We start from the raw sequence: 26,716 nt of genomic DNA on the forward strand, positions 1-26,716 counted from the left end.
CGTCAAAAGCCGCCGAATCGCTCACTCGAAGCGGTCGAGACTGAACATATCGATGGGGTGGTCCGTCTCGCCGTCGGCGGCGAGGTCGGCGAGGATTTCGCCGATGACCGTCGCGAACTTGAAGCCGTGGCCGGAGAAGCCGGCGCCGACGACCACCTGCGGATGCTCGGGCAACTGGTCGAGGATGAAATGCTCGTCGGGGGAGTTGGTGAACATACAGGTGGCGAGTCGCATCGTCGGCCCGGCCGCCTTCGGGAAGTATTTCTCGGTGAAGTCACGGAGCAGCACCTCGTCGGCGTCGTTGGGTTCGGTGTCGTAGCTGTCGGGGTTGACCGCCTCGCCGAGGTGGTGGTACTTGCCCAGTTTGAAGCCGGGGACGTCGTAGATGGGGAGGCCGTAGAACCGCCCCTCGGGGACGGCGATGTTCCACACGGGGAGCGAGTCGGGTTCGAACAGTTCGGGCGTGTCGGGCTGGAACCACGCGAGCACCTGTCGCTCGGGGACGGCGAGGCCGTCGAGCGCGTCGGCGAGTTTGTAGTTCCACGCGCCGGCCGCGAGGACGAGGCGGTCGGCCTCGTACGTGTCCGTCCCGGTCCAGACCCGAACGCCGCCGTCGGGCGTGGGCGCCCAGTCGTGGACCCCCTCCCGAGCGCGGATTTCGGCGCCCGCCGCCTGCGCCGCCTCGGTGTGGCCGACGATGGACTGTTCGGGGACGACGAAGCCGCCGTCCTCCTGATAGAGCGCGCGGTAGTCGTCGGGGAGGTTGTAGCCGGGGAACCGCTCGTTCAGTTCCGCGCCCGTCAGCACCTCGTGTGGGATGTCGTGTTCCTCACAGGAGCGTCGCGACCCCTCGAAGACGACGTTGCCCTGCGGGCCGGCGTCGATTGAGCCGGTTCGGTGGATGACCTCCCGGCCCGTCTCCTCGGCGAGTTCGTCCCAGAGGTCGTACGCCCGCTCTATCAGCGGGATGTAAGAGGGGTGTTCGTAGTACGCCCGGCGGATGATGCGCGTGATGCCGTGGGAGGAGCCTTGCGTGTGCGGGATGTCGAATCGCTCCAACCCGAGGACGTCCACCCCGCGAGAGGCGAGGTGGTACGCGGTTGCACTTCCCATGCCGCCGACGCCGACGACGATGACGTCACGTCGCTCGTCACGATGACTCATACCGCCCCGTTTGACGGGGAGGGTTTTGATGCTTTGGACGCCAGCAACCGGCGTTACGGGCGCCCACGCGCGGGATTTCCGCCATCTGACTTATACACCTGAGATAGCTGTGGTCGACGTTTATGGATATGTAAACCAACTATCATTGTTGATGGCGAACGATTCCCCAACCCCCGACGACCACCCGAACCACCCGGAGATAGACCAGTCGGACCGGACGCTGCCCCGGAACCTGCGACAGACCGGCGACCCGGGCATCGAGATGCTCGTCTCGACGCGCGTGCGGAAGTCGCCGTTCTTCCACAAGTCGTTCAACGAGGAGGGTGCGTGGCGCTGTACCGTCTACAACCGAATTTACCACCCCCGTGGCCTCGTCGAACCGGAGGACGGCGGCGCGATGGCTGAGTACGAGGCGCTGACCGAGAGCGTGACACTCTGGGACGTCGCCGTCGAGCGACAGATTCGCGTCCGAGGCCCCGACGCCGAAGCGCTCACGAACTACGTCATCACGCGAGACGCGACGGATATCGAGCCGATGCACGGCAAGTACGTTATCCTCTGTAACGAGGACGGCGGCATCCTGAACGACCCGATTCTCCTGCGGGTCGCGGAGGACGAGTTCTGGTTCTCGATTTCGGATTCGACGCTCATGCAGTGGCTGCAGGGCGTCGCCGTCGGGACGGACTTCGACGTCGACATCGACGAAATCGACGTGGCGCCGATGCAGATTCAGGGGCCACTTTCTGAGGACGTGATGGTCGACGTCGTCGGCGAGGAGGTGAGCGACATCCCCTACTACGGGTTGCTGGACGCGGAGATAAACGGATGTGACGTGCTGGTGAGTCAGACCGGCTTCTCCGGCGAGAAGGGCTTCGAAATCTACGTCAAAGACGCGAGCAAGAACGCCGAGCGCGTCTGGGACCCCGTGATGGCGTCGGTCAAAGACCACGGGGGGCGACAGATTGCGCCGGGCCACCACCGCCGCATCGCCGCCGGAATCCTCTCGTGGGGGCAGGATATGGACCACGAGACGTCGCCGTTCCAAGTGAATCTCGGGTATCAGGTCCCCGACGACAAGGATGCCGATTACATCGGCAAGGAAGAACTCGAACGACAGAAAGAGCTGATAGAAGGCGGCGAGTACCCCTTCAACCTGAAGCTCGTGGGACTGAAAATCGCGGGCGAACCGATTCGGGACTACGCGCCCGACTTCTGGATTATCTCCGACCCCGAGACGGGCACGGAGTGTGGCTACATGACGTCGCCGTGGTGGAACCCGGACTTGGAGACGAACATCGGCCTCGGGTTCGTGCCGGCGGAGAAACTGCAAGCCGAGAGCGACGCCCTGCTCAACGACGAAATCTACGAGGAGGATTTGGACCTAGAGTTTGCGGTCCACCTACCCGACGAGTACGCGACGGAGGCGGGCGAACCGGCGTACGCGACGGTTGCGGAGGTGCCGTTCAAGGAGTCGGTGAACCCGAGCGCACGGGAACAGGCGAAGCTGAACGCCCGGAAGGAGTAACCCAACCCGCCCACTACGGCGTCGTACGCCGGCCACTCTCATGTCACGTAGCACCCACGCCGACGCGACGAGCCTGCTCCGCGACCCACGCTTCGAGCTGATGCCGTTCGACAGCTTCGAGGAGCAGATGGAACAGCTTCCGGACGGCGCGACGATTGCTGTGACGGCCTCGCCACAACTCGGCCTCGACGCGACGGTCGAGTGGAGCGAGCGAGCCGCGGCCCGCGACTACGAGCCGGTTCCTCACGTCGCGGCGCGATACGTCCGCGACGACGACCACCTCGACGAGGTGGCCACCCGCCTCACCGAGGCGGGCGTGACCGACATCTTCGTCCCCGGCGGTGACCGCGAGGAACCGGTGGGGGAGTTCGAATCGGCGTACCAACTCCTCACGGCGCTCGACCGTCTCGGCCACGAGTTCGAGGAGGTGGGTATTACCGGCTACCCGGAGGGTCACGACTTCCTCGACGACGCCACGCTCGCCGAGGCGATGGCACGGAAAGCGCCCCACGCCACCTACATCACGACTCAGCTCTGTTACGACCCCGACGCCATCGGCGACTGGATTGAAGGGGTCCGTGACCGCGGCATCGACCTCCCCGTCGAGGTGGGCATCCCCGGCGTCATGAAGTACCAGCGCCTCCTGAACATCTCGCAGAAGGTGGGCGTCGGCGACTCCATCCGATTCCTTCGGAAGACGAGCGGCGTCCTCGGCTTCCTGCGCCAACTCGTCGGGTCGCGCGGGACGTACACCCCCGACAACCTCGTCGACGGCCTCGTGCCCTACGCCTCGGAGTACGACGTTCGGGGCCTGCACATCTACACGTTCAATCAGGTGAGCGACACCGAGGCGTGGCGTCGGGAGCGGCTGGGCGAGTGACAAAACTGTTCGTACACCTCAGTTTCGCCGCCTTTCTGCCCGAATTATATAAATACCTCAATTGAGACGGACTTATGCTTATGCCCCATCCGTGAGGCATGAATTAACATGACCCGGTGGACGAACGGAGTTGACGAAACGAGCGCTGTGAGTCCGGACATCACGGACGAGACGAACGCACTTCCCGCAGACTGCTTCACCGACCCCGAGATATGGGAGTTGGAGAAAGAGACGATTTTCGAGGATTACTGGCTCTATGCGGGCCACGCGAACTGCATTCCCGAGGCGGGCGATTACTTCACGCGCACCATCGGTGACCGGCAGGTCATCGTCGCTCGCGACAAGGAGGGTGAGGTCCGCGTGTTCTACAACGTCTGTGCCCACCGCGGCTCGAAGATGGTCGAGGAGACGCCGATGAGCGACCCCGACAACATGGGTCGCATCCAGTGTCCGTACCACCTCTGGACCTACGACCTGGACGGCAGTCTGCGGAGCACGCCCAAGAGCTTCGAGGAGGCGAGTCTCAACCCTGACCTCGACGACGACGAGGTGTCCGGACTCGACCCAGACGAGAACGGACTGCTCGAAGTCCAGACCGACAACATCGGCCCGCTCGTCTTCCTCAACTTCTCCGACGACCCACCGGTTTCGCTGGACGAGCAGGCGGGCAAGATGAAGACGCGCCTCGAATCGCTCCCGCTGGGAGAGTACGAACACGCGCGACGCTACGTCTCGGAGGTCGAATGCAACTGGAAGACGTTCGCGGGCAACTACTCCGAATGTGACCACTGTCAGGCGAATCATCAGGACTGGATAAAGGGCATCCAGCTCGACGAGTCCGAACTCGAAGTCAACGACTACCACTGGGTGCTTCACTACACCCACGAGGAGGACGTCGAGGACGAACTCCGCATCCACGACGAACACGAGGCGCAGTTCCACTACTTCTGGCCCAACTTCACGGTCAACATGTACGGCACCGCGGACGGCTACGGGACGTACATCATCGACCCCATCGACGAGGAGCGCTTCCAGCTAATCGCGGACTACTACTTCGCCGACCCCGACCTGAGCGAGGAGGAAGAGGAGTTCGTCCGCACCAGCCGCCAACTGCAGGAAGAGGACTTCGAACTCGTCGAGCGCCAGTACGACGGGCTTCGCTCGGGAGCGCTCGCACAGGCACAACTCGGCCCCAACGAGCACACGCTCCACCGGTTCCACCGGCTCGTGCAGGAGGCGTACGAGGCGTGACGTCGTCGTTCGTCGCCACCTGCGTCGAGTGCGACGAGGAGCGGACGGCGAGAGACCCGAACGAAATCGTCCGCTTCTACCGGCGTCACAACTCGGTGACCGGCCACGACGTGACGTGGACGGAGACGCCGGACGACTTCGACGGGGCGAGCAAGGACGTCCCGTCGGCGGTGGCGAGTCTCGTTTCGGACCCCGACGAGGGCGTCTCGCTCGGCGCACTCAGCGCCGCCATGAGCGAGTTCGGGTGGACGGTCGGCGAAACGCTCGACGCCGTGTACGACCATCGGATGCGGGGCGCGCTCTGGGAGCCACAGGACGACTACGTGTCCGCGGTGTAGCTCACTCCTCGTCGAGAAGCGTCCGCTCGATGAGCCGGGCGGTGCCGCGGCGGATGCGGCCACCGACGGCCGTCGGCGAGATGTCGAGTTCGTCGGCGAGTTCCTCCAGCGACGTTCCGCGCGGCTCCTCGAAATATCCCGCCTCGTAGGCCATGATGAGCGCGTCGTGTTGCGCGTCGGTGAGGCCCACGCCGTCGAGCGAGAAGTCATCGAGCGAGTAGATGTGACCCAACTCGAACTGGATGCCCTCGTTCTCACAGTGCTCCCAGAGCGCGCCCAGCGTCTCGCGGTCGGGGAGTTGCATCCGAACTGACCACCCATCGCTCGTGCTCTCGGCTTCGAGCATCAGCCCGCCCATCTCCGTCACCGGCGGCGAGACGAGTTTCGTCCCCGGCGTGTGGCCGAGGCGGTAGATGCGCGTCGTCGACGCCTCGGCGACGAGCATCGACTCCGAGACGGTGTGGTCGGCTTCGAGCGCCGCCTCGAACTCCGGGAACGAGTCCGCCTCGACGAGGAAGAAGAACATCCCCGTCTCGGGGTCGGTCGCGGTGTGCGAGACGACCTGAATCGACGCGTCGGTCGACCGAATCGTCGGCGTCAGCGCGAGGTCGGGGTGGGCGAGGTCGACGACGGCGACGAGGCTCACGCCGCCCCTCCGGCACGCGATGCGATGCGCCCGTGCATACGCCTACTCTGGCACGCCCGCCGACTTTATCGTTTCGAGCGATTTTCCGACTCCGGTGGCTCTTTGACCGCCGCCACGACAATCCCGGCATGGACCTCGGACTCGACGGCAACGCGGCACTGGTATCGGCCTCCAGTAGCGGGCTGGGGAAAGCGTCGGCGGCGGCGCTCGCCGCCGAGGGCGCAAACGTCGTCATGAACGGGCGCGACCCGGACCGTCTCGCCGACGCCGTGAGCGACGTTCGCGAGACGGCGACGGGCGACGTGGTGGGCATCCAAGGCGACATCACCGACCCCGACGACGTGACGGCGCTCGTCGAGCGGACGGTCGAGGAGTTCGGCGGCCTCGACCACCTCGTGACGAGCGCCGGCGGCCCGCCGAGCGGCCCCTTCCTCGACACCACCGACGAGGACTGGTACGAGGCGTACGACCTCCTCGTGATGAGCGTCGTGCGACTGGTTCGAGAGGCCGCCCCACATCTGCAGGACGGCGGCGGCACCATCGTCAACGTGGCGTCGGGGAGCGTCAAGGAGGCCATCGACGGCCTCGTCCTCTCGAACTCGGTGCGGATGAGCGTCGTCGGACTGGAGAAGACGCTGTCCGAGGAACTCGCACCGGACGTCCGGGCGAACGCGGTGTTGCCCGGAACCCACGAGACGCCGCGCATCGAGGAACTCGTCGAACAGGGCGTCGAGCGGGGCGACTACCCCGACTACGAGACAGGTGTCGAGGAGTGGAGCGCCGGCAACCCACAGGAGCGAATCGGCCAGCCCGAGGAGTTCGGCGATGTCGTCGCCTTCCTCTCGTCTGAACGCGCGAGTTACGTCAACGGCGCGGCCATCCCCGTCGACGGCGGCGACCACGCCTCGAACCTCTGAGTCGGACGCTTGGGGTTTATGTAACATCCGTCGTACAACCCTGCAACTCGCATGGTGTTGGGACTGTCCGGAGAGCTGGTTTCGGTCGTGTTGTTCTTGGTCGGCGTCACTATCGTCATCGTGAGCGTCGAGACGTTCATCGAGGCAGTGGCCGAGGGGGCGCTGGCGTTCGGTATCTCGGGGTTCTTCCTCACCGTCGTCCTCGCGGGGACGGACCTCGAAAACGTCATCTTGGGCGTCGCGGCGGCGTACGGCGAACTCCCGGACCTCGCGCTCGGCACCGTCTTCGGCGAGGCGCTTTTCATCCTCGGCGCCGCCGTCGGCCTCGCGGGCGTGGTGGTCCCCTTCGAGACGGAGGTGCCGCGGAACTACCTCGGCCTCATGCTACTCGCCCCCTTTCTCTTTTTCGCGCTCGCGCTCGACGGCACCCTCTCCCGATTCGACGGCGCGATTCTCACCGCGACGTTCATTCCCTATCTCGCGATTATCTACACGCTCGAACGCTACACGGACACGCGATACCTCTCGTCCGAGGAGGTAGAGGTCATGGAAGCCGAGCGGGAGGCGGCGATGGAGGACGAGGAGGAAGACGAAGGGTGGTTCGACCTCGATATCGACGTCGACGACTTGGTCGAGGAACACGTCCCCGAGCGCTACGAAGGGCCGGCGTTTCTCGGCATCGCCCTCCTCGCCACCGTCGGCATGACGGTCGGCTCTGAACTCGCCGTCGAGGGAGCACAGGAACTACTGACGCTGCTCGGCGTGACGGGGCTGGCCTTCGGCGCGACGGTCATGAGCTTCATCGCGTCGCTCGAAGAACTGTTTCTGACGGTCGAGCCGGTCCGGCAGGGGCGCCCCCACATCGGCGTGGGCAACGTCGTCGGGAGCATGCTCTTTTTCGTCAGCGCCAACGCGGGGCTGATAGCGCTCGTCCATCCGCTGAACACGGCGGGAACGGTCATGACCGTTCACTGGCCCTTCTTCTTCGGGACGATGCTCGTCGTCGCCCTCGCGTTCTACCGCGGAAAAGTGGGTCGGCCGACCGGCGTCCTCCTCCTCGGCGCCTACGCGGCGTACTGGGTGGCGAACTACGCGGTGTGAGCGTCTACTCGCCGATTGGCACCCCGCTCAGGACGACGAGGGAGACGACCCAGTAGGCGACGTAGAGGCCGCCGAGGAGGGCGCCGTGCCAGCGCTCGACGCGCTTCGTGTAGAAGAAGTAGGCGGCGAGCGCCGTCACGACAATCATGGCGGGGAGGTGGAACGTGAGCACCGACGAGGAGATGGTCACGTCGCTGAGGAACATGATGACACCGATGTTGCCGGTGACGGAGAAGAGGACGCTCCCGATGACGTTGCCGACGCCGATTTCGGGGAACCCCCGGCGGACCGGTTCGATGGTGAGCATGATGTCCTCGAAGGTGAGGATGAGGGTGAGGAAGGTGGCGCCGAAGACGGTTTCCTCGATGCCGAAGCCTTCGATGACGACTTCCGAGCCACCCTCCAGCAACATTGCGGCGAAGACGATGCCCGCGAGCGCGACGATGGCGAGGCCAATCCAGACGAACCCGGAGTCGGCGAGGTCACCGAGTACGCGGTCCTCGGGTATCTCTTCGAGCGAGTTGGGGCGGGCTACCCCGCCGTCGGGCTGGATTTCTTTGCCGAGTTCCGTGTCGCGAAACACCGGAATCTCGCGCTGGCGCTCGCGGACGATGAAGTAGCCGAAGGCGAAGACGAAGAAGGCCGTCAGAATCAGGCCGTGGACGAACGTGAGCGTCCCGAGCATGACGAAGGGGACGAGGACGATAGGCGCGAGGCCGAAGATGGCGATGTAGTCGGTGGGCAGGTCGACCGGGAACGGCTTAATCATCGCCGCCACCGCGAGCGTCACGCCGATAATCGCCAAACCGGTTCCGAGCGCCGTCCCCAGCGCGGCTTGCTCCAACCCGCCGCCGGAGAGGACGAGTGCGAGAATCGTGTCGTCGAACTCGAAGCCGGTGAAGACGATGGCGAGTGCGAACAGCGACATCTTCATGTTAATCGATGCGCGCGCGAGGTAGCTGATGAGTTTCTCCGTACACGCCGTCAGGAGCAAGACGCCGCCGAGAAGCACGAGTACCGCCCCGATAGTCCCCTGTGCTTCGACGAATCCGGAGATAGCACCCTCGATGCCGCCTTCCTCACCGTCTTCCTGTGCCGCGACGGTGCCGACGGGGCCGTCGACGCCGAGACTGCCTGCGACGGCAGACGCCGCCGGCGACGCGAGAAGGAGCGACAGGAGCAGTGCGACCGCAACGATAGTTCGACCGTGAGATGGCATTCACCCTGACGTTGGCGAACAGGGGCTTATACCTCCGTTCTGGGGTAGGGGGGTTCGCTGAACTCGGTACGGTGAAGACATCTACATTCCGTCGTCCCCGAGGAAACGGGCGCTCGAAGGCGAGTACCGCCGAAACGGAAGCCGAAACGTTGTATGTATAATAATTCAACGTACAGCGATACACGGACAGAGACACATAAGGCAGACCACTCGCAAAGACCGGCGATGCGATTCGCGAATCGTCGGCTGGGCGTCGTGTTGATTGCACTATTACTGCTCTCGGCAGTCGGAACGGGCCTCGCCACGGCACAGGAAGAGGGGGGAGAAGAGGGGGGTGAACTCCTCGAAGTGTCGGGGTGGGCCGCGGTGGCGACGCTGTTGGTGGGGTCGTTGATACTCCTCGCGAGTATCGAACTTCTGATTCACGCGCTGATTCGGACGGCGCTCCGGTTCGGCGTCTCGGCGTTCTTACTCGCCATCATCTTCTCGGGATGGGAGTTCGACAACGTCGCGTTTGGTCTCTTCACGGGGTTCGCGGAGATGCAGAACGTGGCCTTCGGACTGGCCATCGGTAACTCCGTCTCGATTTTCGGCATGACGCTCGCACTGGGCGCCATCGCGGTGCCCTTCGCCGTCGACGTGCCACGGGACTATCTGCTCATGATGGTTGGGGCGCCCCTGTTGTTGATTCCGCCCTTACTCTCCGGGTCGTTGACGCCGGCGCTTTCGCTCGCGTTCATCGCCATGTACGTGATAATCTTCGCGTACATCTACCGGCGAGAGGGTGAGATGGACCGGACGTTCATGGAGTCCGACGAGGTGAAGGAGGTCATCTCGGCGGCGGACGGGCAGGGCGAAGCCAGCGTGCCGTCGTACGTGCCGGCCCCGATTCGACGCCTGACCGAGATTCGCTGGTTCTGGCCGGCGATGTTGCTAGTCGGCATCGGCGGCATCGTCGTCGGTGCGGAGAGCGCTTCGACCGGTGTCGAAGGGATTCAGGCGACGTGGAACCTCACCGGCACGTTCATCGGGGTGACGCTGGTGACGGTGTTGCTCACGCTCGACGACCTCCTCCTGATAATCGAGCCACTCCGATTGGGGTACTACGACGTCGCCGTCGGCGGCGTCATCGGGAGCCTCCTCTTTTTCGTCACCGCCAATATCGGCATCATCGGACTGGTGGGAACCATCAACTTCCGGTGGGAGACGGTGTTTTTCCACTTGCCGTCGCTGTTCGTGTTCACCGGTCTCGCGGGGTATCTGTTCTGGAAAGGCGAGGTGTCGCGGCGCCACGGAGCCTTGCTACTCGGGATGTACGTCCTCTATCTGGCCGTCAACATCCGCTACTTCGCGACGCTTCCCGTCGAGGGCTAGTCAGTCTCCTCGACGTCGTCGGCGTGGAGTAGAAACATGGGGTCCGGGCCGGGCGAGGCTCGGAGCTCGATGCGTTTTGTCAGGCGGTAGTACTTCCGACGGCTGGTCCGATAGCTCTCGACGATACCGGCTTCCTCCAGCGTCGAGAGGTGATGGACCGCCGTCTTGCCGTCCATACCGACGCTATCGGCGAGTTCGGAGACGTATCGGGGCTCGGAGGACAGTTCGCGGATGATTTTCAGCCGCGCCTTGCTCCCGAGAACGTCGAACAGAGACATCGGTTACCCGTCCTAGGGACGCACACTATTTTACCTCTCTCCTCTATAGCTCCTCCATGGCCGACCTTCCGGACGCGAACGACGGGCCGCGAACCGTCACAGATGGCTACTTCGAGCGCGAGGTGCGACTCTCCCGAGAGGGCACCGCGGCGTTTCTCCGTGACCTCGCCGACCAAATCGAGTCCGAACCCCGCCTGACCATCTCGACCGACGAGTGGAAGATTCCGTTCGAGTTCGACGAACCAATCGAAGTCGAGGTGGAGTTCGTCGGCGAAACCCACCGCCAACTCGAACTGGAACTGGAGTTCGAGTGGTCGCCGCCGGAAGACGAACTCGACGTGAGCTGAGGTATATAAATATTTCACCGGAATCGTTATACTAATCCTGTCCTGATAGCCGCGTATGAGACGGACACCGACGCGGCGCGCGTTTCTCGCCGCCGCTGGCGTGGGCGCGAGCGGGCTTGCCGGCTGTCTCGGCACGGGCGGCGCCACGTCGACGGGGACGACGACGGGCACCGCGATTCCGGGCGAGTCGACGCTCCTGCTCAACTGGAAGCCGAACGGGCTACACGTTCCCTACTTCGCCGCGAAGGCCAACGGGTTCTACGAGGAGGAGGGCCTGACGCTTGGAACCATCCAGACGGGCGAGGGGTCGACGTTCTCGGCCAAACAGGCCGGCCTCGGCAACGTCGAGTTCGCGGTCACGAGCAGCGACCAAGTGCTGAACGTCAACAGCCGCGACCTCTCCCCGCAGTCGGTGGGGGTCGTGATGCAGAAGAGCCCGATGGTGGTGTTCTCGACGCGAGACACCTTCGGCGGGGAGTTGACGAGCGCCGACCAACTCGCGGGCAAGACGGTCGGTACCGGGCCGGGGATGGTTCGAACGCTGACGACGCTGCTCCTCGACGAGGCGGGCGTTCGCGAGGACGTCGAACTCGTCGACACCGGCTACGACACCGTCCAACAGCTTCTCTCGGGCGAAATCGACGCCGCGGGCGGCGTCTTCGGCGACGCCATCAGCGCGGAAGCGCAGGGCTACACCGTCGACAGCATCAGCGTCGGCGACACCGTCCCCTCCTACGGCCACGTCCTCGCTGCCGACCAGTCGTGGACGAGCGAGAACGGCGAGGCGGTGCGGGCGTTCCTCCGCGGCACCGCCCGCGGGGCGGCGTGGGCTCAGCAGCGACCCGGGGAGGCGACGGACCTGCTCGTCGAGGCCAACGGCGTCCTCGAGGAGTCGCGGGACCAACAGCAACAGAAGTGGGAGACGCTGGCGACGGAGTTCATGACCGGTGACGCCGTCGCGGAACACGGCTGGGGGTGGAGCCGGTCCGAGCCGTGGCAGGTCACCCACGACGCCCTCGCGAACGCCGATGCCCTCGGCGGCGAGGTGGACCCATCGACCGTCTGGACCAACGAGTATCTCGACACCGACGACGAGTACGTGGGCTCGTACACCGATATGGTCTGATGGCGACGAGCGACCGGCGGCTGACGGCGGCGACGACGCCCTCGGTGAGCGGTGGCGCGGTACGGACTGTCTTCGCTCGCGTCTGGCCGCCCGCGGCCGTCGCCGTCCTCGCGCTTCTCGGCTGGGAGTGGTTCGTCCGGTCGACGGGCGTCCCCGAAGTCATCCTGCCCGCGCCGGGTGACGTGTTCGCGGCGGGGCTGGCGGCCAGAGAGACGCTAGTCGCCGCGGCGGCGACGACGGCGCTGACGGCGGGAATCGGCCTGCTCGGCGGCGTCGTCGTCGGCCTCACGCTCGCGTTCGCCATGGTCGGATCGCAGACGGCGTCGGCGCTCGTCCACCCGTATCTCATCGCACTTCGCATCGCGCCGCTCGTCGCCATCGCGCCGCTCGTCTTCCTCTGGATTGGCGACGGCGTCCTCGCGCGGGCGGCGCTCGTCACGACGATGACGGTCTTTCCGGTGGCCATCGCCTCCGTCGACGGCCTCCGGGCGGTGCCCGAGGAGTACACGGACCTCGCCGAGTCGGTAGACGCGCCACCAGCCCGCGTCTTCCTCCGGGTTCGTGTTCCCGCCGCCGCACCGAGCGTGTTCGCGGGCGTGAAACTCGGGGCGGCACTCGCCGTCGTCGGCACCGTCGTCGCGGAGTTTCTCACCCTCGAATCGGGGCTGGGCTACCAACTCTTTCACACCGCGGAGTATCTCCAGACGAGTACGACGTTCGCGGCGTTGGCTCTCCTCACGGCGCTTGGCCTCACGTTCTACCTGCTCCCGGCGGCGGTCGAACGCCGGCTTGACTGGGGCTGATTACTGCCACGCGACGGCCCGATAACATAGCGCGACGCCGCCGTACAGACACAGCCCCATCGCGAGGAGGACGGTCAGCGCGGCGAGCATGACGTCCACCTGCACGTTCTCGGAGGCGACGAGAATCAGCGAGCCGAGGCCGTCGTTCGAGAGAATCCACTCGGCGACGACGGCGCCGACGACGGCCAGCGTGACCGACTGCTTCACGCCCGCGAACACGTCCGGGAGGGCGTGTGGCAGGCGAACGGCGAGAAAGGTCTGTACCGGGCTGGCGTCGACGGAGCGAAGCAAGTCGAGATGTGACTCGGGAGTTCGGTCCAGCCCCGCCGCCGTCCCGACGACGACGGGAAAGAAGACGATGACGGCGACGAAGAGGATGGCCGTCTCGAAGCCGACGCCGAAGTAGATGAGGAAGACGGGCGCGATAGCGATTTTCGGGAGGACGCGCGCCGCGACGAGATAGGGGTAGATGGCGCGTTCGAGAAGCGGGACCGCCCAGACGACGAGTGCGAGCGTGAAGCCGACGGCGATGCCGGTGGCGCCCCCAATCAAAATCTTATAGAGCGTCTGGACGGCGTTTGCCAGATACAGGTCGGGGTTGCCGGCGAGGCGCGCGACCACCGCGGCGGGCGAGGGCAGGAGAAAGGGCGGGATGGCGAAGACGACGGTGAGCGCCCACCAGAGGCCGACGGCGACAGCGAGTCCGAGTAACGGGAGGCCGAGAGCGGCGGAGCCACGCCTCATGCGTCGTCGTGAAGCGCGCTCCGAACCCGAGCCACCTGCTGGCCGAAGGCTTCGCTACCGAAGACCGACTCGTCGCGCGGCCGCGGCAGGTCGATGTCGAACTCGGCGACGATTCGGCCGGCGCCACCGGCGGCCGAGGACCCGGAGACGACGAGACAGCGGTCGCCGAGGAAAACCGCCTCGGGGACGCTGTGAGTGACGAAGACGACGGTCTTGCGGTTCTCGCGCCACAGTCGGAGGATTTCGACGCTCATCTCGTCGCGCGTGATTTCGTCGAGTTCGCCGAACGGTTCGTCCATGAGCAACACGTCGGCGCCGAGGTGGATGGCGCGGGCGATGGCGACGCGCTGTTTCATACCCCCGGAGAGTTCGGCGGGTCGGGCGTCCCCGAACCCGTCGAGTCCGGTCGTCGCCAGCAGGTCGCGGGCGCCCTCCGGGTCGGGGTCTTTGCCCGCCATCCGGCGGAGGAAGGTCACGTTCTCCAGCGCCGTCTTCCACGGGAGGAGGGTGTGGTCCTGAAAGACGAAGCCGAGACGGGCGTCGGACTGGGCGGCGTCGGGCGAGTCGCCGTCGACGCGAACCGACCCGGTGGTCGGCGTCTCCAAGCCGCCGATGGTCCGCAGGAGCGTGGTCTTGCCACAGCCCGAGGGGCCGACGATGGTGACGAACTCGCCGTCTTCGATGTCGAGCGAGACGTCGTCGAGCGCGCGGAGGTCGCCGTACGTGATCGAGAGGTCGTCGACGCGAATCATGTTCGCCCGAGGGCCGCGGCTTGGTCGAGGGCGACGCGCAGACGCTCCCACGTGTCCGCGGAGTGCCACCCCCAGCCGTTCTTCGCGACGGCGTCGCCGCCCGCGAAGCGGTCGAGCGCCTGTTCGAGTTTGCGGCGCTCGTCGTCGAGGGGGGCGCCACACTGCTCGGCGACGGCCGTCGCGGCGGCGGCAGGGTCGGTCCGTGCAGTCGCCCAGCCGTCCATCGCGCCTTCGAGGAAGCCCCGGAGCGCGTCGGGGCGGTTTCGGAGCGTCTCGCGACGCACGACGAAGGCGGGTCCGGGGACGGGGAAGTGGTCGGCCAGCAACACCGAGTCGACGTCGTGGCCCATCCCCTCTAGTTCGAGCGGGTCGGTAAAGACGCCGGTCGCAACGTCTGCGTCGCCGTCGAGCAACGCGGCGCGCTCCTCGCCGTCGGCCCGGATGACGGTGACGTCGTCGACGACGCCGGCCTGCGACAGGAAGAGGCGACCGAGTGCCCCGGTTTCGGACCCTGCGGGCATCGCTACGCGACGCCCGCGGACGTCCTCGACACTCCGAAGGGGGCCGTCGAAGGCCGAGCGGGTGGTGTAGAGGACGACCATCGCGCGCTGGTAGCACAGCGCAAGTGGAACGACGTCGTGACCGGACGCGTGCGCGCGAAGAAGCGTGGCGGCGCCGGCGAGGCCAACGTCGACGTCGCTGTCGGCGACGGCGGAGAGGGCGGCGTGAGAGCCCCGACAGCCGGTGAAGGTCACGTCGAGGTCGTACGTCCCCGCGAACAGCGGGGCGTGGAGGCCGTTCGGGTCCCAGTTCAGGCCGACGGAGATGGAGCCAGAGTCGTCCGGGATGGCGGAGCCGTCGGTCGCATCGAAGTCGTCACCGAGCGTAGCGGCGACCGTAGCGGCCTGATCGAGCAAGGCGTCGGCGTGGAGGGCGCGGACGCGAGCGGCGGTGTCGGCACGGCCGGCGTCGGCGCGCCACCCCTTCGGCGGACGGCCGGGCGCCTCGCTGTCGACAGTCGTCTCCGTGACGAGGCCCAAGTCGGTGAGCGTTCCCAGCGCGTCCGAGACGCGCCCGCGGCCCAAGTCGACGCCGACACGGACGGCCAGTCGCGACGCCGCCTCGCCGGAGAACTGCTCGGACTCCTCGCGGGCGACGAGATACGTCAAGACGCGGGCGGCCTCGCGGTCGAGGCCGGTGGCGAAGGCCTCGACCGTCGATTCGTCCTCGTCGCCGAGGATGGGGAACTCTCGAACTCGCACGCTCGTCTCTTGGCCCTACAAGATATATAAACTGTAGGCGAAGCACACAGATGCTGTTTCAAAACGGACACGAGCGGCCGTATGTGTGGGAGTCCCTGACGCAACTTCATCACATTTATTATATCGAAACCGAAGATTCGACCCGATGGTCTCAAAACAGTCGAAGAAGTTCCTGTCGCGGCGCAAATTCGCAGCCACGATGAGTAGTGCTGTTATCGCTGGCCTCGCGGGCTGTAACGGCGGTGGCGGTAACGGTGACGAAGCGACGGCGACGGCGACGGCAACCGAGACGGCAGAGCCGACGGCGACGGCGACGGCGACGCCGAGCGAACCCGCGGACGCGACGATTACGGTCGGTCCGGGCGGCAGCCTCCAGTTCGAGCCATCGAACACCGCCGTCTCGCAGGGCGACACGGTGGAGTTCGTGTTCGACTCCGGCGGCCACAACGTCTCGTGCCACCCCGACGCACACAGCAGCGTCGAACTCCCCGAAGGCGCCGAACCGTGGGCGAGCTACGACATCTCGGGCGACGACATCAATCACGTTTCGCTCAACGAGGCAGGCACCACCTATCGCCACACCTTCGAGACGACCGGTGAGTACACCTACGTCTGCGTGCCCCACGCATCCTCGGGTATGGTTGGCAGTATCACGGTCCGATAGGTCGCAGCAATCCGCCAACGGCGCTTAGACGCCCCCATCCTCCCCCGTACGTTCGTTCCCTGCATATAACCTTATACAGCTTAATTTAATTAACCTCCTCAATTGTGAAATATATCACAAAGTTAAATATAGACAATTCCTACGCTACGTACGGAGTGGTATGGCATGTCGCAATATGTAAACGGAATGCCCGAGATTGGCCAAGAGGACCGTCGTCAGTTCCTCAAGGTCGTCGGGCTCACAGGCGCAGTGGCAGCAGGCAGCGAGTTCACCCTGAGCGACCTCAGGGGCGAAGTAGAAGGGGAAACGGCGGGGGAACTCGCCGCGATGGGCGAATCCATCCGCTCGGACCTCGTCGGCACGCTCGACGCAGGTCTGCTCGGTAGCGAGCTCGCCTCCCTCGAAGGAGAGATTTCCCGGCTTCCGGAGCTGCGGGCGATGGGCGTCCCGGCTGAAGGAAGTACGGAGTACCAGCAGCTCGCCGAGCCCGGTTGGGCCATCCACGAGCATCTCGCGGAAGTCGGTTTCTTCGAGAGCGTCGAGGAGCACCTGCCGGAGTTCACGCCCGAGCACATCGGTGCGACGGCACGTGAGTTCATCAACACGGGCGCACTCGCGTCCGCGCTGACCGAACTCGGCTACAGCGAAGCAGAGCTAACGTCGACGGTCGTCAACGTCGTCAACAACAAGGAACGCCTGGCCTCGTGGGTGCCGACGAAGAACATCCCGGCCGGCGTCGAAGGGTTCGACCCCGCGAACATCGCCCCGCTCCACCAGCGAGCGTCGGCCGGTGTTCTGCTGTGGACGGACTACCTCGACACGTACCTCTGGCAGAACGAGGTACTCCTGACGGACACGATCCTCGACAACAACTACGGCGACCTCAAGCAGATGTACGCCGGTCTTCACCTGCTCGCGAACGCGGCCGAAGACCTCGCGGGCGCTCAGGAGCTCAACGACGCGCAGCTCACCGCTGCGCTGTCCGCCGGCGCTGCGATGATGATTGTCGGGCAGGAAGACCTGACGAACGACGTGATGCGCATCACAGACGAAATGCGCGCCCCACGCACGGGAGGTGCGTAACGCATGGCTAGCATTCACCAACACGACGCAGCGGTAGAAGCGGCACAGAACATCGAGATGGTGGAGGTTGAGGACGGCTACACCCTGACCAACCTTCCCGACGAGTCGATTACCCAGCAGTTCGACATCGACCAGATTCCGCAGAAAGACGTCACGCAGGAGATGCGTGAGGCCTCGGCGGCCGAGGACGAAACCAGCTGGCTGATGTACGGCGGTAACTATCAGCAGCAGCGCTACACCAGCGCGGACGTCATCACGCCGGAGAACGTCGAAGACCTCGAACTCGAATATCTGGTCCAGAGTGGCGTCGCCTCCAGCATGGAGGGCGTCCCAATCGTCGTGCCCGGCGACCCGCCGGTCATGTACCAGACCAACGGGCCGAACCACGCGAAGGCTATCAACGCCCGAACTGGTGAGACCCTCTGGAGCTACACGTACGCGAACCCGCAGGGGCTGCTTCTCTGCTGTGACGCGAACAACCGTGGCTTCGCTGTCCACGGCGACAAGGTCTACATGACCACCCTCGACTCCGGTATCGTGGCGCTCAACCGCTACACCGGGGAAGAAGAGTGGTACCAGTCGACCGGCGACCACGAGATTGGCTACTCCGCCACGTGGGCACCCATCGTCCACGACGGCATGGTCATCACCGGCTCCGCCGGTGGCGAGTACGGTGTCAGTGGCTTCGTCGCCGCTCACGACCCCGAGAGCGGGGAAGAGATTTGGCGAACGAACACCACGCCGGCCGAGGAATGGGCCGGCGACTCCCACGAACACGGTGCCGGTACCGTGTGGATGACGCCGACGCTCGACCCCGAGAGCGGGATGCTCCACGCACCGGTCGGCAACCCCGGTCCGGACTTCGACGGCACGGTCCGTCCGGGTCCGAACCGCTACACCATCGGGACGCTGACGCTCAGCGTCGACGATGGGTCCATCCAGTGGCACTACGGCGAGTCCCCCCACGACGTGTGGGACTACGACTCCTCCGCGCCCAAAATCCGTGTCAACGACATGGAGATGAGCGACGGCGAGACGAGCGACGTCGTCATCAGCCCCGGCAAGACGGCCTGGGTGTACACGATGGACGCTGGCAACGGCCAGCTGCTCGAGCGCTCCGAGGAGACGACCCAACACATCAACATGTGGAAGATGGTCCCTCACGTCGACGAGGACCGTCGTGTCTCCTTCGTGCCCGGTGCCCACGGTGGCAACGACTGGCAGCCCCCGTCGTACAGCCACGAGACGGGTCTGGTCTACATGAACCAGAACAACGCGCCGCACGAAATCTTCTGGGAAGAGGCGCAGTACGAGGCAGGCCAGACCTACTGGGGCGGCGGCCTCAACGACTGGCCCGACGTCAGCGAACCGTCCGGCTGGAACGGCAACCTCAGCGCCATCGTCGCCGTCGACCCGTCGACCGGCGAACGCGTCTGGCGTGACTGGATCTCCTCGGACGAGACCAGCGACTACCTCTGGGGCGGCTCCATCACGACCGCGAGCGGTCTGATGTTCGCCGGCACGCAGAACGGGAACCTCATCGCCTACGACGGCGAGAGCGGTGACCGTCTCTGGCAGTTCCAGCTCGGCGCGCCGATTTGCTCGTCGCTCTCTAGCTGGTACGACCCCGGCGAGGGCAAGCAGTACGTCGCAGTGCAGGTCGGTGGCTCCGGTTGGCTCCACGGCGGTCGCCGTGGCTCCACCGTCGCCGTCTTCGGCCTCAGCGAGTAATCCGACGACCGACTTCTCCATTTTTTCATCGGCCGACAGCGACGCGTCGAGCTAGTGTGAGTGGTGTTCTCGTACCGAGTACCCCTAATTTTATTTAATGTGGGATACACGGAACGGGTATGGCGACGCGAAGACAATTCCTGATCGGTGCTGCGGCAGCGACGACCGGACTGGCCGGCGCCGCGGGATCGGCGACAGCACAAGCACAGACCTTCGAACTCGAACTGACGGAGGACGGGTTCGTCGGTCGCGCGCCCTCCAGCATTGAGGGAACGACCAACCCGACGCTGGAAGTGGAAGCCGGTAACCAGTACACCATCGAGTGGACGACGAGCTTCATTCCGGAGAGCTCGCAGTCTGGTACCGCTCGCCACAACCTCGTGGTCGCTCGCGAGGACCGCATCGTCCGACGCGGGGAGTACGTCTTCCAGACGGGCGTCAGCCGAACGGCGACGTTCAACGCCAGCGGGAACCTCTCGGAGTACTACTGCGAGGAGCACATGGGCGAAGGTGGAGACTTCAGCGTCTCCGGCGGCGCAACCGCGACGCCTACCGAGAGCGATGGCGGGGAAATGTCCTCGCCGTCGCCCACCGAGAGCGGTGGCGACGGTGGGGACGGCGGCGGTGGCGGCGACGGCGAAACCTCCGGGGGCGGCCCCGGCTTCGGCGTCGGCGCAGCGGTGACCGCACTCGGCGCTGCGACTTACGGCGCGCTCCAGCGCAAGAGCGACGAGTAACTCGCCCGACGGCTCACAGCTTTTTTCGAGGTGTACACCCAACCGGGTAGCAATGGGTCTGCAATCAGTCGGTGACCGACTGCGCCGCCCGGAGTACACGGGCGAGAACCGATGTCTCCCCTGTACGGTCGTGAACGTCTGTCTCGCCGTCGCTGTCGCTGGCGTGGTGACAGTCGCCCTCGGCCCGCTCGGCGGGATAATCGCTCTCGCAGGGTCGCTCGGCGCCGTCTACTTCCGCGGCTATCTGGTCCCGGGGACGCCCGAACTCACGATGCGGTATCTCCCGCCGTGGGTTCTGGAGCTATTCGGGAAGGAACTCGAACTCCGCGAGACGCTCGAACCGGTCGACGGCGTGGCCGTGCGGGCGACGCCCGAGGGCGGGCGTCTCGTCGGGTCGTTCGCGTCGTCGTGGGACGAGCGAATCGAAGCGATGCGAGAACGGGGCGTCGACGACGACGACGTGGCGACTCTGCTCGGCGTCGACGAGGCGTCCGGCGTCCGCGGCGACGTGGCCTACGTCGTCGACGGCGGCCTCAGACAGTGGCTCTCCGAGTCGGCACTGCTCGCCGACGCCGCGGCAGCGGCCGTCCTCGAGGAACGCGGCGGCGAGGCGTGGGCGTCGCTCGACCCCGACGAACGCGTGGCGACGCTCCGTGACCTGCGGAAGCTACTGGGCTACTGCCCGCTGTGTGACGGCGAGTTGGTTCGCGATAAAACTGAGACCGTCGAAACGTGTTGTACCGAATCCGAGCGCGTGTTGATGGCGACGTGCAGTGAGTGCGATATCCGGCTTATCGAGGACTTGGGTTAGTCGTCGGCGGGCGCGTCGGCGTTTGCGTCCGCGTCGACCGTGACCTCGATTTCGGCTGCGGCAGCCTTGAACTCCGGAATCTTCGCGCGCTCGTCGAGCACGTCGTTCGTGAGGCGGTTCCCACCGGATTCGGGGAAGTGCGGCGTCGTCCACACCGTCCCTTCCTTGATGTCCTCGGTGACGCGAGCTTGGACCTCGATTTCGCCGCGTCGAGATTTGAGCGTCACGTAGTCGCCGTCCTCGACGCCGTACGTCTCGGCGTCGTTGGGGTGGATGTCGACGAAGTTCTCCGGCTCGACGCGGTTGAGCGTCGCGGAGCGTCGACTCATCGTCCCCGTGTTGTAGTGCTCGATGATGCGGCCCGTGGTGAGGATGAGCGGGTAGTCCTCGTCGGGCGTCTCCTTCGGCGGCTGGTGTTTGACGCCTTCTATCTGACCGAGACCGCTCTCGGTCGTGAAGCCATCGGCGTAGAGGTAGTCGTCACCCTCGTCACCGGGCTCGTAGCAGGGCCAGTGGACACCCTCCTCGCCGAGTCGGTCGTAGGTCATGCCGTGGAAGATGGGCGCGACCTGTCGAAGCTCCTCGAACACTTCCTCGGGGCCGTCGAAGTCGAAGGACCCGTCGCCGAACAGGCGGTTGCCGATATCACACAGGATTTCCTGGTCGTGTTTCGTGTTCGGGTGAACCTTGCCGACGCCGCGCATCCGCTGGGTGCGGCGGTCGGTGTTGACGACGGTGCCGTCGCGCTCCGCCCACGTCGTGGCGGGCAGAATCACGTCGGCGTACTCGGCCGTCTCCGTCTCGTAGATGTCCTGCACCACCATGAAGTCGAGTTCCTCGAACCGCTTTTCGACTTGGTTGGTGTCGGGTTCGCTCATCACGGGGTTCTCGCCCATGATGTAGAGCCCGTGGATGGTGTCGCCGATTTCGTGAGAGACTTCGACGTTCGTCAGCCCGGGCGTCTCCGGAATCTCGAAGTCCCAGACCTCCTCGACGTCCGCGCGGACCTCGGGGTCCGAGACATCGCGGTAGCCGGGGAGGACGTTCGGCATCGCGCCCACGTCGGACGCGCCCTGCACGTTGTTCTGGCCACGGAGCGGGTTGACGCCGGTTCCCGGCTTGCCGAGGTTGCCCGTGATGAGCGCGAGGTTGATTTCGTTCTGGACGTTGTCGACGCCGCAGGTGTGCTGGCTCATCCCCATGCCAGTGAAGATGCAGCCGTTGTTCGCCATCGCGTACTTCTCGGCGGCGAGTTCGATGTCTTCGAGGGGGACGCCACACTCCTCGGCGGCCTGTTCCTTGTCGAAGTCTTCGAGCGTCTCCTTCAGGTGCTCGAAGCCCTCGGTGCGCTCTGCGATGAACTCCTCGTCGACCCAGTCGTTCTCCAGAATCGTCTTGATGACGATGTTGAGCAGCGGGATGTCAGTCCCCGGCTCGAGCTGGAGATGCATGTGACGGTCGGTCTCGGTGATTTCGAACGACCGCGTCGTCTTGTTGGCGTGGGGGTCGACCTGGATGACCGTCGCGCCTTCGAGGACAGCCTGTCGGAAGTACTGGCTGTTGGCGATGGGGTGCTGTTCGCCGGGGTTGGCGCCCTGAATCCAGAATACGTCCGCAGACTCTTCGAGGTCCTCCATGCTGTTGGTCATCGCGCCCTCGCCGAGGCTGTTTTTGAGCGCGTACACCGTCGAGGAGTGACACATCCGCGTACAGGTGTCGATGCTGTTGGTGCCGTAGCGGCGGGCGAGCTTCTGAATGAGGTAGTTGTCCTCGTTCATGGCCTTCGAACAGCCATAGAAGCCCATGCCCTGGGCGCTGTGCTCCTCGCGGATGCGTTCCATCTCGCTGACGACGTAGTCGTAGGCTTCGTCCCAAGAGACTTCCTGGAGTTCGCCGTCGTCGTCACGGATGAGCGGCTCAGTCAGGCGGTCCTCGTGATTGACCGACTGGGTCGCCGCGCCACCCTTGATGCAGATACTCCCCTCGTTGACCGGGGCGTCACCCCACGGTCGGAAGGACACTTCACCCTCGTCGTCCTTCGTTATCTGGATACCGCACCCGACCCCACAGTACGGGCAGATAGTTTTGACTGGCCCGTCCGATTCGTCGCTGGATTCGGATGACATTGTATGTAAGAATCGACATGGTAAACCATCAATGTTGTCATCCGGTACCGTGCGAAACCCCTTCGTCGGAGGCGTTAGTTGGTGATTGCGGCAAATGACGCCACAGGGAAACGTTCACCCCTCGCGGGCCGAATGCGTACGTATGCCGGGTCATATCCCACGAACTGACGGCGGAGACGACGCCCTCACTGCGGAGCAGATAGCCGAGTTGGCCGACGCGTACGAGCGTCGCGAGCCTTTCGACCTCGTCGAGCGAGAACACACCCAGACCCTCCCGAAGGCGTTTGCCGCCGGCGACTTCGGCCGGCGCGACGCCGAGTGGGTCGTCCAGTGGTACTACCGCCGCGGCGACGTCGACGACGCGGAGCGCCGCGCCGCCGAGGAACGGTTTCTCGACAACGATTACGAGACGATGGTCGACGGACTCCAGAGCGCCGCGGAGGCGACGGCGTTCGACGAGCGACTCGGCGCGCTGACCTCGCTGACCGGCGTCGACGTCCCCGTCGCGTCCGCCTTCCTCGCCTACACACACCCCGACGAGTGCGTGGCTATCGGTGAGCGAGAGTGGACCGCACTCCACGAGGCGGGCGAACTCGACGAGCCGTATCCGGCGGACGTGACCGCCGCCGACTACAAGCGGTATCTCGACGCGGTGCGTGCCGTCGCCGACCGGACCGACCACGACCTGTGGACGGTGTACCGGGCGCTGTGGCGACGCGGCGACTAACGGCCGATGCGCTCGGCGTAGTTCGCGATAACCGGGTCGGAGTCGTCGACGTACTCGTTCGTCCACGCCTCCTCGGGGTCGACCGGCGATTCGAGAAGGTCAGTCTCGGCGAGCATCTCACCGAGATTCGTCCAGCGCTGGGCCTCGTGATGCCCCCAGCCCGCCTCGCGGACGAACTCGGTGAACTGCAGGTCTTCGGCGGAGGCGAGGAACTTCATCCGCTCGACCTCGCGGTTGTGTTCGAGTTGCGCGTTGCGGTCGATGAGCGCGTCGACGGCCCGGTCAGGGTCGTTCGTCGCCAGTTCCCACCCGCGAGCCGTCGCCCGCAGGAACGAGCGAATCGTGTCGGGGTTCGACGCCGCGAAGTCGGGGTTGGTGACGACGGTCATCCCGTAGACGTCGAGATAGTCGCCGATGAGGAGTTCGTCCGCGGTCCGGTCGTACTCCCGTTCGAGTTCCTTCCCGTTGGTGACCACGCCCACCGCCGCGTCGACGTCGCCGTCGAGCAACTGGTGTTCGACGCGGTGATGCGTGTGTTTCTGCACGTCGTGAACCTCGACCTCGTCGCGAATCCCCCGCTCTTCGAGCAACTGGAGCGTGAGGATGCGGGTCTTGGTCGCCGACGGCGCGACGGTCCGGCCCCGGAGCTGTTCGGGTTCGGTGAATGGCTCGCCGAAGACGTCGCGGAGGCTGTAGATGGTCGCCGGCGTCTTCTGGCTGACGGCGGCGACGGCAAGCGGTTCGAGCCCCTGACTGCGGACCGAGAGGACGGCGCTCCCGCCAGCGAGGCCGAGGTCGCTCCGCCCCTTGGCGGTCTGTTCGGCGGCGAACGGCGAGCCGTGGCCCTCGACGAACTCCACGTCCAGCCCCTCGTCGGCGTAGAAGCCCTCGCGGCGCGCGAGGAAGTACGGCGCTTGGAAGCCGTTCGGTTCCCAGTTCAACTGGAAGGTGACAGTGTCTGTCATGGGTCGACCTCGAAGGTGCCCTCGGGAATCTCCTCGACGCCGAGCGCGTCCGCGCCGGCGACGGCTTTCAGGTGGTCGAACAGGCGATACATCCCCTCGACGCTGTCCTCGTCCCAGTCGCGGACGACCATGTCGCGCCAGCCGTCACGGACCGCGCGCATCACCTCGGGGTCGTCGTAGGACATCAACTGGTCGCTGATTTCCTCCCAAATCTCGTCGTCCTCGACGAGTCGGTCGACGGCGTCGCGATAGGCGTCGGTGAACGCCCGGACCGTCTCGGTCTGCTCGTCGAGATACTCGCCGCTCGTGAGGAAGGGGGCGATGGGGAGTTTGTTGTCCGTCTTCGAGAGTCGCTGGACCAACTCCGAGACGGGCAGGACGTTCTCGTAGGGACCCGTCTCCGTGATTTCGGGGATGATTTGCCAGAACTGGAAGCCGGCGTCGACCTCGCCCTCGCGAATCATCCGCGTGAGTTCGACCTTCGAGCCGGCCTCCACGGGCGTCGCCGTCTCGTCGGGGTCGAAGTCGTGGAACTCGCGGCAGGCCGCCCGCGTCAGAATCCAGTTCTTGTCGAGGCGTCGCACGACGCCGATGCGCTTGCCCGAGAGGTCCTCCAACCCGTCGATGTCGCTGTCCTCGGGGGCGACGAGGCCGCCGACCGTCCGCCCGTAGGGGTGGAAGGCGACGATGTCGGCGCCGCCCGCGCGCTCGCGGGCGATGGAGATGTAATCGATGTCGATGAGGTCGGCGTGGCCCTCCTGTAGCAGTTCCTCGACCGTCTCGATGCCGTCTTCGAGCGCGTCAGAGACGAGTTCGACGTCAAGGTGGAAGCCGTGGTCCCGGTCGAACCCGAAGCGCTTGATGGTGTACAGCAGGTAGCGCGGACTGCCGTTGTGCTCGAAGCGGGCGCGCATCACCGGCAGGTCGCCCGGGTCGTCGTGATGCTCGTCGAGTGCGGCCTGCTGAGCGGCGACGTGGTCCTGACTCATCGGTGAGAGAGAGCGCGGGATGGTCGTCGCGGCGACTCCGGTTCGGCGGGGACGGCGTCGGGCGCGGCCCGACGGCGCGTCACAATGGTCTCGTCGGTCGGCATACCCGCAGGGTACGACTGGACCGGCATAAAATTTCCTTGGGAACGTTCATATGTCCGTGTCGACGGGGCGAACGGTTCCGTCGGGAATCTTGTCGAGGCCGAGGGCGTCCGCGCCGGCGACGGCTTTCAGGTGGTCGAACAGGCGATACATTCCGTCGATGCGCTCCGCGTCCCAGTCGCGGACGGCCATATCGCGCCACCCGTCACGGACCGCGCGGACGACGACCGGGTCGTCCGTCCGCATCAGACGCTCCCCGATGTCCGTCCAGAGGTCGTCGTCGGTGCGGAGGCGGTCGGTCGCGTCGCGCGCCGCCGCCGCGAAGCCCTGCACTGCGTCGGGGTGGGCGTCGAGATACGACTCGCCGGTGAGGAAAGTGGCGATGGGCACCTTGTCGTCGGCGCCCGAGAGCCGTTGCACCAGCGTCGACACCGAGACCACCTCCTCGAAGGGACCGGTCCGCGTGAGTTCGGGCACGAGCGGCCAGAACTGGAAGCCAGCGTCGACCTCGCCCTCGCGAATCAGTTGGGTGAGGTCGTCTCGGGAATCGGCCTCGACGAGCGTCGCCGTCTCCGCGGGGTCGAAGTCGTGGAACTCGCGACAGGCCGCCCGCGTCAGAATCCAGTTCTTGTCGAGGCGGCGCGTCACGCCGATGCGCCGGTCCGACAGGTCCGCCAGCCCGTCGATATCGCCGTCTTCGTGGGCGACGAGGCCGCCGACCGTCCGTCCGTAGGGATGGACGGCGACGATGGCCGCCCCGTCGGCGCGTTCGCGCGCCACCGAGAGGTAGTCGGTGTCGACGAGGTCGGTGTCGCCCTCGTGGAGGCGGTCCCGAATCGTCGCCATCCCGCTCTCGAGTTCGTCGGAGACGAGTTCGATGTCGAGGTGGAAGCCGTGGTCGTGGTCGAGGCCGAATCGCTTGATGGTGTAGAGCAGGTAGCGCGGGCTACCGTTGTGCTCGAAGCGGGCGCGCATCACCGGCCGGTCGCCGGGGTCGGCGTGATGCTCGTCGAAGACGGCCTGCTGGGCGTCGATGTGGGCCCGACTCATGCGG

The 26,716-nt window shown here is 65.5% G+C and carries 27 protein-coding genes; 16 read left to right on the forward strand and 11 right to left on the reverse strand.

Annotated elements, in window-relative coordinates:
- Positions 1-21: 21 nt before the first annotated feature.
- Positions 22-1,164 carry an N-methyl-L-tryptophan oxidase gene (gene solA / locus ACQUSQ_RS10945; protein ID WP_435069105.1) on the reverse strand — a complete coding sequence of 381 codons (1,143 nt, stop codon included), beginning with the start codon at positions 1,162-1,164 and terminating at the stop codon, positions 22-24.
- Positions 1,165-1,315: 151 nt separating this feature from the next.
- Here solA and ACQUSQ_RS10950 point away from each other — a divergent pair, with 151 nt between their 5' ends.
- The 4 genes from ACQUSQ_RS10950 to ACQUSQ_RS10965 all read left to right on the forward strand — a co-directional run bounded on the left by ACQUSQ_RS10950 (position 1,316) and on the right by ACQUSQ_RS10965 (position 5,158).
- Entirely contained in the window at positions 1,316-2,689 is a 1,374-nt protein-coding gene (locus ACQUSQ_RS10950) for an aminomethyl transferase family protein (protein WP_435069107.1), read from the forward strand.
- Between the two features lie 40 nt (positions 2,690-2,729).
- A complete protein-coding gene (locus tag ACQUSQ_RS10955) occupies positions 2,730-3,569 on the forward strand; it encodes a methylenetetrahydrofolate reductase (protein WP_435069109.1) in 840 nt (279 codons plus the stop codon).
- A gap of 108 nt (positions 3,570-3,677) precedes the next feature.
- Positions 3,678-4,820: an aromatic ring-hydroxylating oxygenase subunit alpha gene (locus tag ACQUSQ_RS10960; protein WP_435069111.1), complete on the forward strand. Its 1,143-nt coding sequence runs from the start codon at positions 3,678-3,680 to the stop codon at positions 4,818-4,820.
- Positions 4,817-5,158: a hypothetical protein gene (locus ACQUSQ_RS10965; RefSeq protein ID WP_435069114.1), complete on the forward strand. Its 342-nt coding sequence runs from the start codon at positions 4,817-4,819 to the stop codon at positions 5,156-5,158. The genes ACQUSQ_RS10960 and ACQUSQ_RS10965 overlap by 4 nt, the downstream gene beginning before the upstream one ends.
- A gap of 1 nt (position 5,159) precedes the next feature.
- Here ACQUSQ_RS10965 and ACQUSQ_RS10970 read toward each other — a convergent pair whose 3' ends face one another.
- A complete protein-coding gene (locus ACQUSQ_RS10970; protein WP_435069116.1) occupies positions 5,160-5,804 on the reverse strand; it encodes a helix-turn-helix domain-containing protein in 645 nt (214 codons plus the stop codon).
- A gap of 128 nt (positions 5,805-5,932) precedes the next feature.
- Between ACQUSQ_RS10970 and ACQUSQ_RS10975 the strand changes: the two genes are divergently transcribed.
- On the forward strand, positions 5,933-6,721 hold the full coding sequence (locus tag ACQUSQ_RS10975; RefSeq protein ID WP_435069119.1) for an SDR family oxidoreductase: 789 nt from the start codon (positions 5,933-5,935) through the stop codon (positions 6,719-6,721).
- Between the two features lie 51 nt (positions 6,722-6,772).
- Positions 6,773-7,822 (forward strand): sodium:calcium antiporter, encoded by a 1,050-nt coding sequence (locus tag ACQUSQ_RS10980; RefSeq protein WP_435069121.1) that lies wholly within the window; start codon positions 6,773-6,775, stop codon positions 7,820-7,822.
- A 4-nt stretch (positions 7,823-7,826) separates the two neighbouring features.
- Here ACQUSQ_RS10980 and ACQUSQ_RS10985 read toward each other — a convergent pair whose 3' ends face one another.
- Positions 7,827-9,041: a sodium:calcium antiporter gene (locus ACQUSQ_RS10985; RefSeq protein ID WP_435069124.1), complete on the reverse strand. Its 1,215-nt coding sequence runs from the start codon at positions 9,039-9,041 to the stop codon at positions 7,827-7,829.
- A gap of 225 nt (positions 9,042-9,266) precedes the next feature.
- Here ACQUSQ_RS10985 and ACQUSQ_RS10990 point away from each other — a divergent pair, with 225 nt between their 5' ends.
- A complete protein-coding gene (locus ACQUSQ_RS10990; protein WP_435069126.1) occupies positions 9,267-10,415 on the forward strand; it encodes a sodium:calcium antiporter in 1,149 nt (382 codons plus the stop codon).
- On the opposite strand, the gene ACQUSQ_RS10995 is transcribed toward ACQUSQ_RS10990, so the two are convergent.
- On the reverse strand, positions 10,412-10,693 hold the full coding sequence (locus ACQUSQ_RS10995; protein WP_435069128.1) for an ArsR/SmtB family transcription factor: 282 nt from the start codon (positions 10,691-10,693) through the stop codon (positions 10,412-10,414). The two genes, ACQUSQ_RS10990 and ACQUSQ_RS10995, sit on opposite strands and share 4 nt — an antisense overlap.
- Before the next feature lie 56 nt (positions 10,694-10,749).
- On the opposite strand from ACQUSQ_RS10995, the gene ACQUSQ_RS11000 reads away from it, so the two are divergent.
- From ACQUSQ_RS11000 to ACQUSQ_RS11010, 3 genes are read left to right on the forward strand one after another with little or no spacing between them, the layout of a single operon-like run.
- A complete protein-coding gene (locus ACQUSQ_RS11000; protein ID WP_435069130.1) occupies positions 10,750-11,040 on the forward strand; it encodes an amphi-Trp domain-containing protein in 291 nt (96 codons plus the stop codon).
- A gap of 55 nt (positions 11,041-11,095) precedes the next feature.
- Positions 11,096-12,166, forward strand: a complete 1,071-nt coding sequence (locus tag ACQUSQ_RS11005; RefSeq protein WP_435069132.1) for an ABC transporter substrate-binding protein — start codon at positions 11,096-11,098, stop codon at positions 12,164-12,166.
- On the forward strand, positions 12,166-12,969 hold the full coding sequence (locus tag ACQUSQ_RS11010; RefSeq protein WP_435069134.1) for an ABC transporter permease: 804 nt from the start codon (positions 12,166-12,168) through the stop codon (positions 12,967-12,969). Before ACQUSQ_RS11005 ends, ACQUSQ_RS11010 begins: the two co-directional genes overlap by 1 nt.
- Here the strand turns inward: ACQUSQ_RS11010 and ACQUSQ_RS11015 are convergent, their stop codons facing one another.
- Genes ACQUSQ_RS11015 through ACQUSQ_RS11025 form a run of 3 tightly spaced genes read right to left on the reverse strand, consistent with a single transcriptional unit; the run spans position 12,970 to position 15,727 of the window.
- The gene (locus ACQUSQ_RS11015; protein ID WP_435069136.1) at positions 12,970-13,713 is read right to left on the reverse strand and encodes an ABC transporter permease; all 744 of its coding nucleotides are present in this window, start codon (positions 13,711-13,713) and stop codon (positions 12,970-12,972) included. It lies immediately after the preceding gene.
- On the reverse strand, positions 13,710-14,465 hold the full coding sequence (locus tag ACQUSQ_RS11020) for an ABC transporter ATP-binding protein (protein ID WP_435069138.1): 756 nt from the start codon (positions 14,463-14,465) through the stop codon (positions 13,710-13,712). Before ACQUSQ_RS11020 ends, ACQUSQ_RS11015 begins: the two co-directional genes overlap by 4 nt.
- Positions 14,462-15,727, reverse strand: coding sequence for an ABC transporter substrate-binding protein (locus tag ACQUSQ_RS11025; protein WP_435069140.1), 1,266 nt, complete (start codon positions 15,725-15,727; stop codon positions 14,462-14,464). The genes ACQUSQ_RS11020 and ACQUSQ_RS11025 overlap by 4 nt, the downstream gene beginning before the upstream one ends.
- A gap of 199 nt (positions 15,728-15,926) precedes the next feature.
- Here ACQUSQ_RS11025 and ACQUSQ_RS11030 point away from each other — a divergent pair, with 199 nt between their 5' ends.
- The 5 genes from ACQUSQ_RS11030 (at position 15,927) to ACQUSQ_RS11050 (ending at position 20,753) form a co-directional block, all read left to right on the forward strand.
- A complete protein-coding gene (locus ACQUSQ_RS11030) occupies positions 15,927-16,391 on the forward strand; it encodes a plastocyanin/azurin family copper-binding protein (RefSeq protein WP_435069142.1) in 465 nt (154 codons plus the stop codon).
- Positions 16,392-16,556: 165 nt separating this feature from the next.
- Complete coding sequence (locus ACQUSQ_RS11035; RefSeq protein ID WP_435069144.1) at positions 16,557-17,474, forward strand: hypothetical protein; 918 nt, start codon at positions 16,557-16,559, stop codon at positions 17,472-17,474.
- Positions 17,475-17,477: 3 nt separating this feature from the next.
- Positions 17,478-19,205: a pyrroloquinoline quinone-dependent dehydrogenase gene (locus ACQUSQ_RS11040; RefSeq protein WP_435069146.1), complete on the forward strand. Its 1,728-nt coding sequence runs from the start codon at positions 17,478-17,480 to the stop codon at positions 19,203-19,205.
- Positions 19,206-19,324: 119 nt separating this feature from the next.
- Complete coding sequence (locus ACQUSQ_RS11045; protein ID WP_435069148.1) at positions 19,325-19,942, forward strand: PGF-CTERM sorting domain-containing protein; 618 nt, start codon at positions 19,325-19,327, stop codon at positions 19,940-19,942.
- Between the two features lie 52 nt (positions 19,943-19,994).
- Entirely contained in the window at positions 19,995-20,753 is a 759-nt protein-coding gene (locus ACQUSQ_RS11050) for a hypothetical protein (RefSeq protein WP_435069150.1), read from the forward strand.
- Here the strand turns inward: ACQUSQ_RS11050 and fdhF are convergent.
- Positions 20,750-22,879 carry a formate dehydrogenase subunit alpha gene (fdhF, locus tag ACQUSQ_RS11055; RefSeq protein WP_435069152.1) on the reverse strand — a complete coding sequence of 710 codons (2,130 nt, stop codon included), beginning with the start codon at positions 22,877-22,879 and terminating at the stop codon, positions 20,750-20,752. The two genes, ACQUSQ_RS11050 and fdhF, sit on opposite strands and share 4 nt — an antisense overlap.
- A 142-nt stretch (positions 22,880-23,021) precedes the next feature.
- On the opposite strand from fdhF, the gene ACQUSQ_RS11060 reads away from it, so the two are divergent.
- Positions 23,022-23,606 carry a hypothetical protein gene (locus tag ACQUSQ_RS11060; protein ID WP_435069154.1) on the forward strand — a complete coding sequence of 195 codons (585 nt, stop codon included), beginning with the start codon at positions 23,022-23,024 and terminating at the stop codon, positions 23,604-23,606.
- Here the strand turns inward: ACQUSQ_RS11060 and ACQUSQ_RS11065 are convergent.
- The 3 genes from ACQUSQ_RS11065 to ACQUSQ_RS11075 form a co-directional block, all read right to left on the reverse strand.
- Positions 23,603-24,571, reverse strand: coding sequence for an ABC transporter substrate-binding protein (locus ACQUSQ_RS11065; protein WP_435069156.1), 969 nt, complete (start codon positions 24,569-24,571; stop codon positions 23,603-23,605). The genes ACQUSQ_RS11060 and ACQUSQ_RS11065 overlap by 4 nt on opposite strands.
- Positions 24,568-25,560 carry an ABC transporter substrate-binding protein gene (locus ACQUSQ_RS11070; RefSeq protein WP_435069157.1) on the reverse strand — a complete coding sequence of 331 codons (993 nt, stop codon included), beginning with the start codon at positions 25,558-25,560 and terminating at the stop codon, positions 24,568-24,570. The genes ACQUSQ_RS11065 and ACQUSQ_RS11070 overlap by 4 nt, the downstream gene beginning before the upstream one ends.
- A 150-nt stretch (positions 25,561-25,710) precedes the next feature.
- Positions 25,711-26,712, reverse strand: coding sequence for an ABC transporter substrate-binding protein (locus ACQUSQ_RS11075; RefSeq protein WP_435069158.1), 1,002 nt, complete (start codon positions 26,710-26,712; stop codon positions 25,711-25,713).
- Positions 26,713-26,716: the final 4 nt, after the last annotated feature.

Origin of the sequence: Haloplanus sp. C73, assembly GCF_051195115.1 — an archaeon.
Taxonomy (GTDB): domain Archaea; phylum Halobacteriota; class Halobacteria; order Halobacteriales; family Haloferacaceae; genus Haloplanus.